We start from the raw sequence: 1836 nt of genomic DNA, 5'->3' as shown, positions 1-1836 counted from the left end.
GGGGCGGGCCGGAGGTCTACCTCACGCCGGCCTCGGGTACTCCGAGTGCGTGCCGGAGATTGCGTACCGCGTGGTAAAGCCGCGATTTCACCGTGCCCGGTGGGATGCCGAGCACGCGGGACACCTCGCGCGTCGACCGCCCCGTGTAGTACGTCTCGTACAGCACCTCCCGGTGCGCGGGCGAGAGCGTCTGGAACGCCTTCACGAGCACCAGTGAGGACAGCACGCGGTCCACGTCGTCGGTGTCGGCCAGCACGTCCTCCAGCCAGGCGGTGCCGTCGACTTCCTTGGGGCGTGCGCTGCGCAGGCGATAGTCGTCGATGACGAGGTTGCGGGCCACCCTGAACAGCCACGGACGCAGGTCCTGACCCCGTCCGCCGACGAGTTGCTGGTTGCGCCAGCATCGCAGCAGCGTCTCCTGCACGACGTCCTCGGCCCTTTGGTGGTCGCCCCCCAGCAGTTGGAGCACATAGCCCTGTAACGGACGCGCGTGCTGTTCGTAGAGCGAGCGCGTCGCCCGTTCCTGGGCGCTGGTCGCGCCGTCCGACCCCAAGACGATCCAGCTCACAGGATGATTCCCCTCGATTCGAGCCGCCGGATACGGCGGGCTGGCCTCGGGACTCGCGCGGCGGGTCCCCTCACGAAATCGAGAGTTTGGTGAGAGGCGATGCACATGCCTTTGACGACCGATTGCCTTGAGGGCGGCGCACGGCAGCGCCCCACAAAAGGCATGAAAAGCCGCATCCCGCAAAACCAGGTGCTTAATCTGCCTTACGTGGATTTAGATGCGGGCTCTGCGAGAGGAGTTCACGACAACTGGTGCCACCCTGTGTGACGCTCGTCACTTCAGCCTCCGTGGAAGGCTTCTGGGTACCGACGTCCACCGGCGTTCATCGACGTCCATCCGCTGTTGATGTCGCTGGTCAGCGGCGTGCATCGAGCAGAAGAGCCGGACAGAAAACCGGATGTGGTCAGGAGCCGCCCCCCTGCGCACCGGCGGCACGCGCCGTGCCGACGAATTCCTCCAGTCGGCGCCGGACGCGACGCAGCACAGCCATGTCGTCCGCTGTCGGCCCCGATTCCGAGGAAAGCCTCGACCAGGCGGCGAGCAACTCGCGCCCATACGTACGCAGCGGGCGCGGATCGGTGAGCATGTGCCAGTTTCCGACCGCCCGCTCGAGATATCCGTGTGCGCGGGGGTCACGCAGTGCGTGACACAGCCGGGCGAGGTCGAGGTAAATAGCCGTGGAACTCGCGTGGTCGCCGGCCAGGAAGGCGACATAGGCCTCCAGATCGCGGGCTTCCACCGTGTAGGGATGCGCCTCGCCCTACGTGCGCACGGCGTGCTCCCGCATGCGGAAGGCCAGCACCATGGCGCGTTGCGCCTCACCCCCGGCCGCGGCCCGGTTGATGTGCGCCACGGCGTCCTGGAGTTCCTCCGGAACCGCGGGCCGGGCGAGACCGGCCGGTTCGGCCACCTGCTCGGACGGCTCGGGGATGGCCGCGACGGCGCCGGGGGCGAGCTGCGTCTCTTCCTCTCCCGCGCCTCTGTGCGGGCCGTGTTCGGGCCCAGCCCCAGAGCCGAGTGACGGCTCGGGCCCAGCCCCGGACCCCAGTGACGGCTCGGGCGCAGCCCCGGACCCCGATGACGGCTCGGGCGCGGCCCCGGACCCCCGTGACCGCTCGGGCCCAGCCCCGGACCCCMGTGACGGCTCGGGCACGGCCCCGGAGTCGAGCGCGCCCTGGGAGCCGGGCGCACCCGCGGAGCCAGGCGCGCCCTCGGGGCGAGCTGCGTCTCTTCCTCTCCCGCGCCTCTGTGCGGGCCGTGTTCGGGCC

Annotated in this window: 3 protein-coding genes; all 3 read right to left on the bottom strand. The window is 69.9% G+C overall.

Going from position 1 to position 1836, the window contains the following annotated elements:
• Positions 1 to 16: 16 nt before the first annotated feature.
• On the bottom strand, positions 17 to 568 hold the full coding sequence (locus AB8Z75_RS34200) for a sigma-70 family RNA polymerase sigma factor (protein WP_369208924.1): 552 nt from the start codon (positions 566 to 568) through the stop codon (positions 17 to 19).
• 403 nt (positions 569 to 971) lie between these two features.
• On the bottom strand, positions 972 to 1307 hold the full coding sequence (locus AB8Z75_RS34195; protein ID WP_369208922.1) for a hypothetical protein: 336 nt from the start codon (positions 1305 to 1307) through the stop codon (positions 972 to 974).
• Between the two features lie 21 nt (positions 1308 to 1328).
• A complete protein-coding gene (locus AB8Z75_RS34190) occupies positions 1329 to 1478 on the bottom strand; it encodes a hypothetical protein (RefSeq protein WP_369208920.1) in 150 nt (49 codons plus the stop codon).
• Positions 1479 to 1836: the final 358 nt, after the last annotated feature.

The sequence above is a fragment of the Streptomyces sp. PU-14G genome, from assembly GCF_041028275.1.
Classification (GTDB): domain Bacteria; phylum Actinomycetota; class Actinomycetes; order Streptomycetales; family Streptomycetaceae; genus Streptomyces.
Note: the sequence above shows the minus strand (reverse complement) of the source record. Positions and strands in the feature narration are given on the sequence as shown.